The organism is Streptomyces sp. NPDC056224, assembly GCF_042267665.1.
Classification (GTDB): Bacteria; Actinomycetota; Actinomycetes; order Streptomycetales; family Streptomycetaceae; genus Streptomyces.
In genome coordinates this window covers 215,272-221,271 of the sequence record NZ_JBHJTK010000007.1, presented here as the reverse complement: position 1 = coordinate 221,271, position 6,000 = coordinate 215,272, and the positions used below count along the sequence as shown (strand labels likewise).

General features: G+C 75.1%; 2 protein-coding genes and 1 pseudogene. All 3 read left to right on the top strand.

The window, feature by feature from the left end:
* Nucleotides 1-849: pseudogene (locus ACFCZ1_RS12995) on the top strand (hypothetical protein); the annotation flags it as partial.
* Between the two features lie 126 nt (nucleotides 850-975).
* A complete protein-coding gene (locus ACFCZ1_RS12990; protein ID WP_326590775.1) occupies nucleotides 976-1,755 on the top strand; it encodes a TIGR03936 family radical SAM-associated protein in 780 nt (259 codons plus the stop codon).
* A gap of 234 nt (nucleotides 1,756-1,989) precedes the next feature.
* Nucleotides 1,990-5,976: a ribonuclease E/G gene (locus tag ACFCZ1_RS12985; RefSeq protein ID WP_376678438.1), complete on the top strand. Its 3,987-nt coding sequence runs from the start codon at nucleotides 1,990-1,992 to the stop codon at nucleotides 5,974-5,976.
* Nucleotides 5,977-6,000 lie beyond the last annotated feature (24 nt).

The window sequence follows — 6,000 nt, the reverse complement described above, 5'->3', positions numbered from 1 at the left end:
GGCATCGCCTGGCTGGCCCACGGGCTGTACCGGTACGTCCTGACTCCGGCCGGCCACGGCCTGGTCCGGTTGGCCCGAGGTACCGGGGCGGCGCTCGCCTGGCTGGCCAGGGCCCTGTTCGTGTGGCCGTGGGTCGCCCTGTGGCGGTACGTGCTCGTCCCGGTCGCCGCCGCGCTGTACCGGTACCTGCTGCGGCCGGCCGCCGGCGCGGTCGCGTGGATGCTCGCGGCCGCCTACCGGTACCTGCTTCTGCCGTCGGCCCGGGGCATCGCCTGGCTGGCCCACGGGCTGTACCGGTACGTCCTGACTCCGGCCGGCCACGGCCTGGTCCGGTTGGCCCGAGGTACCGGGGCGGCGCTGGCCTGGCTGGCCAGGGCCCTGTTCGTGTGGCCGTGGGTCGCCCTGTGGCGGTACGCGGTCGTCCCGGTCGCGGCCGGGACGTACCGCTTCGTCCTGACCCCGCTCGGGCGCGCCGTCTCCTGGGCGGCGAGCGGCCTGTACCGGTACGTGCTCACCCCGCTCGGTCATTTCGCCGCCGCCGTCTGGAACCTCGCCGGCCGCGTCAGCCGCGCCATCGGCCGCGGTCTGCTCCGGGTGTGGCGCGGCCTCGTCGTCCGCCCCGCCGCCTGGGTCCGCCGGCAGGTCCTCACTCCCGCCGGACATCTCGTCCGGGAGGTGTGGCGGAGCTCGCGGCTCGCGGTGCGGGAGGCGCGGGCATCCGTACGCCAGGCGCTCTTCGGTCCTCCTCCCCGGGAACCGGCGAGGTCACGGGCGCGTACTCTGGGTAGTACGACAGCCGCAGGCAACACGCCCGCTCCCGAGATCTCCCTCCACGAACGGCAGGGGTGAGCCGGAGGCAGGGCGGCGCCGGCCGGCCCCCAGACGCTCAGGGCGACGCGCGAGCCGCGGAGCCCCGCACAAGGAGAAGAACCACTGGGCAAGCGACAGCCCGAAGGCCCGCCTCCCGCACCGGTGGTGCAGCGCATCCGACTGCGCTACACCAAGCGCGGCCGCCTCCGGTTCACCAGTCACCGCGATTTCCAGCGCGCCTTCGAGCGGGCTCTGCGCCGTGCCGAGGTGCCGATGGCCTACTCGGCCGGCTTCACCCCGCACCCCCGCGTCTCGTACGCGAACGCCGCCCCGACCGGGACCGGCAGCGAGGCCGAGTACCTGGAGATCGCCCTTGCCGAGCCCCGCGACCCCGAGAAGCTCCGTGAGCTGCTCGACGAGTCGATGCCGACCGGGCTCGACATCATCGACGCCGTGGAGGCCCGCACCTCGGGCCTCGCGGACCGGCTGACCGCCTCCGTGTGGGAGCTGCGCCTGGACGGCGTGGAGCCCGCCGAGGCGCAGCGGGCCGTGACGGCGTTCCTCGCCGCCGAGACCGTGGAGGTGCAGCGCCGGACCAAGAACGGCATGCGGACCTTCGACACGCGTGGCGCGGTCGTCAGCCTGGAAGCCCTTCCCGCCCCGGCTGATAGGCCACTGGACAATGCCTGTGCGATACTGCGGCTGGTTGTTCGGCATCTGACACCTGCCGTGCGACCCGACGACGTCCTGTCCGGTCTCCGAGCTGTGGCCGACCTGGCGCCGCCGGTCCCCTCAGCGGTGACCAGGCTGGCGCAGGGGCTCTTCGACGAGGAGTCCGGCACGGTGACCGACCCGCTCGCGCCCGACCGCGAGGCTGATACGGCCGCCCCACCCACGGCCGCCGTAGCCGCCGACGCGAAGGCGCCGGAAGGTCCCGCCGCGTAAGGAACGTCGCCGTCGCGCAGCCCTGGCACTCGGGAGCCACCTGGGTCGGGCCGCGCACTGACCTGAAGACTTCCGCCAGGCCGTACGGACAACACGTACGGAACCGGCGGCCATGAACTGAGCTCCCGTGTGGCGAACGCGCCCCGGAGGCCGGCTCCGCGCTCATTACGCGGGGCCCGGCCGGACCGGAAGTCAGCCGCGGCGCCCGGGAGCGTGACGGGAGAACCGCCCGCAATGCTCAACAACGAAAACGACACCACCACCGCCGGTAACGCCGACAGCGGCAGCCCCAGCGACAGCCTGCCGCCGCGCAGGCGCCGCCGCGCCGCTTCCCGGCCCGCAGGGCCGCCCGGCGCCACCGCCGCGGAGGCAACCCCGGTGACGGAGGCCGCCCCGGCCGCCCCCGTGGAGGAGGCCGCCCCGGCCGCCGCCCCCGCCCGTACCCGCCGCCGCGCGACCCGCGCCGTGGCCGCTCCCGAGGCCCCTGCCGCCGAGGCCCCCGCCCCGGTCGCCCCGGCCCCGGCCGCCGTCGCCGAGGAGCCCGCCGCTCCCGCCCCGCGTGCCCGTCGCCGTGCCACCCGCGCCGTCGCCGCTCCGGCCGCCGAGGCCGCGGTGGCCGAGGCCGCGCCCGTGGTCGAGGAGGCGGAGGAGGTTCCGGCCGCTGCGGCTCCGCGTGCCCGTCGCCGTGCCACCCGCGCCGTCGCGGCCCCGGCCGCCGAGGTCGAGGAGGCGGAGGAGGTTCCGGCCGCTGCGGCTCCGCGTGCCCGTCGCCGTGCCACCCGCGCCGTCGCGGCCCCGGCCGCCGAGGCTGCTGCGGCTCCGGTCGCCCCGGCCGCGGTCGTGGAGGCCCCGGCCGCCGAGGTCGAGGAGGCGGAGGAGGTTCCGGCCGCTGCGGCTCCGCGTGCCCGTCGCCGTGCCACCCGCGCCGTCGCCGCTCCGGCCGCCGAGGCTGCTCCGGCTCCCGTCGAGGACGAGGTCCCCGCCGTGGCCGAGGAAGCCCCCAAGGCCGCCCGCGCCTTCACCGTGGCCGACGCCCTGGACTCCCCGAAGCGCGGCGGCCGCCGCCGTGCCACCCGCTCCACCACCGCACCGGCCGCCCCGGCGCAGCCCGCCGCCGAGACCGAGGCGCCCGCCGCCCCCGCCCGGGCCCGCCGCGCCGCGCGTCCCGCCGTGGCCGTCTTCCAGGCCCCGGTCTTCGCCGAGCCGATGTTCCAGACCCCCGAGACCGCGGCCATGGCCGCCGCGGCCGCCCGCGCCGCCGCCCCGGCCGACGAGGTCGAGGAGGAGGAGACGGAGGCCGCGGCCGAGGTCGTCCAGGCCCCCGCCCCGCAGCCCGCCGGCCGTCGTCGCCGCCGTGGGCGCGGCGCAGCCGAGTCCGCGCCTGCCGCCGAGTCCGCGCCGGTCTCCCTCCCGGAGGTACTCGCCGAGGAGGAGCCCGAAGCGGAGCTCGAAGAGGAGTCCGCCGAATTCGAGGAGGACGAGTCGGGCGAGCGCCCCTCACGCCGTCGCCGTCGCGGTGGCCGTCGTCGCCGTCGTGGCGAGTCCGCCGACCTCGACGAGTCCGCCGAGGAAGAGGACGAGACGGAGGCCGAGTCCGCCGAGCAGGGGGCGGAGGAAGAGGAGTCCGCCGAGTTCGACGAGGCCGAAGAGGGCCTGGGCTCCAGCTCCAGCCGTCGCCGTCGCCGTCGTCGCCGTCGCAGCGGTGAGCCCGCCGACTCCACTGCCGAGTCCGCCGAGGCGGAGGACGGCGTGCGCACCGTCGTCAAGGTTCGCGAGCCGCGCCCGGCCCGTGAGAAGGCCGAGCCGTCCGACGAGGTCCAGTCCATCAAGGGCTCGACCCGCCTGGAGGCGAAGAAGCAGCGCCGCCGCGAAGGCCGCGAGCAGGGCCGCCGCCGTGTGCCGATCATCACCGAGGCCGAGTTCCTGGCCCGCCGTGAGGCCGTCGAGCGCGTGATGGTCGTCCGCCAGGCCGGCGAGCGCACCCAGATCGGCGTCCTCGAGGACAACGTGCTCGTCGAGCACTACGTCAACAAGGAAGAGGCCACCTCGTACGTCGGCAACGTCTACCTGGGCAAGGTCCAGAACGTGCTGCCGTCCATGGAGGCCGCCTTCATCGACATCGGCAAGGGCCGCAACGCCGTCCTGTACGCCGGTGAGGTCAACTTCGAGGCGCTCGGCATGGCCAACGGGCCGCGCCGCATCGAGTCCGCCCTCAAGTCCGGCCAGTCGGTCCTGGTGCAGGTCACCAAGGACCCGATCGGTCACAAGGGCGCCCGCCTGACCAGCCAGGTCTCGCTGCCCGGTCGCTACCTGGTCTACGTGCCCGAGGGCTCGATGACCGGCATCAGCCGCAAGCTGCCCGACACCGAGCGCGCGCGTCTGAAGACCATCCTCAAGAAGATCGTCCCCGAGGACGCGGGCGTCATCGTGCGCACCGCCGCCGAGGGCGCGAGCGAGGACGAGCTGCGCCGCGACGTCGAGCGTCTGCAGGCCCAGTGGGAGGACATCCAGAAGAAGTCGAAGCAGATCTCGACCTCTTCGCCGAGCCTGCTGTACGGCGAGCCGGACATGACCGTCCGCGTCGTGCGCGACATCTTCAACGAGGACTTCTCGAAGGTCATCGTCAGCGGTGACGGCGCCTGGGAGACCATCCACGGCTACGTGAACCACGTGGCCCCGGACCTGTCCGACCGGCTGTCCCGCTGGACCTCCGAGGTCGACGTCTTCGCGACGTACCGGATCGACGAGCAGCTCGCCAAGGCGCTCGACCGCAAGGTGTGGCTGCCCTCGGGCGGCTCGCTTGTGATCGACAAGACCGAGGCGATGATCGTCATCGACGTCAACACCGGCAAGTTCACCGGTCAGGGCGGCAACCTCGAAGAGACCGTCACCAGGAACAACCTGGAGGCGGCCGAGGAGATCGTGCGCCAGCTGCGGCTGCGCGACCTGGGCGGCATCGTCGTCATCGACTTCATCGACATGGTCCTGGAGTCCAACCGCGACCTCGTGCTGCGGCGCATGCTGGAGTGCCTGGGCCGTGACCGGACCAAGCACCAGGTGGCCGAGGTCACCTCGCTGGGCCTGGTCCAGATGACCCGCAAGCGGGTGGGCCAGGGTCTGCTGGAGTCCTTCTCCGAGACCTGCGTCCACTGCAACGGCCGCGGTGTCATCGTGCACATGGAGCAGCCGACCGCGATCGGCGGCGGCGGCAACGGCAAGCGTTCCAAGCGCCGTGGCGGCAAGGCGGACTTCGACCAGCACGACCACGAGGTCGAGACGGTCGGCGTGGAGTTCGAGACCGAGGCCGAGGTGGCCGCCGAGGCTGCCGCGCCGCGGGCGCTGCCCGAGCCCGAGTTCGTCGCGGACGAGGAGCTGTACAGCAGCCCCGCCGAAGCGGAGGCCGCGGCGGGCCTGAGCGGCCGCCGCAACCGTCGCCGTGCCACCCGCAAGGCGACCGCCCCGGCGGGCGCCCCGCGCGGTGCGACCGCTCCGGCGCAGGCACCGGCCCCCGTGGCCGAGGTCGTCGCCGAGCCGGTCGCCGAGCCGGCCGACACGGTCCTGGAACCGGCCGCCGAGGTCGTCGCCGAGGCCGTGGAGGCCGCGGAAACGGTCGAGGCAGCCGTGGAGGCCGCGCCGGTCGAGGCAGCCCCCGTCGAGGCCGCGCCGGTCGAGGAGGCCCCCAAGGGCCGTACCCGTCGCCGTGCGACCCGTAAGGCCACCGCCCCGGCGGGTGCCCCGGCCCCCGCGGCCGAGGCGGCCCCGGAGCCGGTCGTCGTGGCGGAGCCCGAGCCGGTCGTCGCCGAGCCCGAGCCCGAGCCGGTCGTCGCCGTGGCCGAGGAGGCCCCGGTGGCGGAGGCCGCTCCTGCCCGTCCGCGCCGCCGTGCCACCCGTAAGGCCACCGCGCCCGCCGGTTCCCCGGCAGGTGCGGCGGAAGCCGCCGTGGTGGTCGTGGAGGCCCCGGTGAGCGAGCCGGAGCCGGAGCCGCAGGCCCCGGCCGAGGAGGAGCCCGCTCCGGCCAAGAAGGCCGCCAGGAAGGCTCCGGCCAAGAAGGCGACCGCGGCGAAGAAGGCCACCACCGCCAAGAAGGCGACGGCGGCCAAGAAGACCGTGGCCAAGAAGGCGGCCACGACCAAGAAGACCGCGGCCAAGCGGGCGACGAAGAAGACCGCGGCGGCCGAGCAGCAGACGCAGCCCGCCGTCTCGGCTCCGACCGAGGCCTGATCCGCGCACCGAAGAGGAAACCGC

Bases quoted from the DNA above. Each gene is read 5' to 3' on its own strand.
- ACFCZ1_RS12985 (WP_376678438.1), top strand. From the start codon at position 1,990: ATGCTCAACAACGAAAACGACACCACCACCGCCGGTAACGCCGACAGC.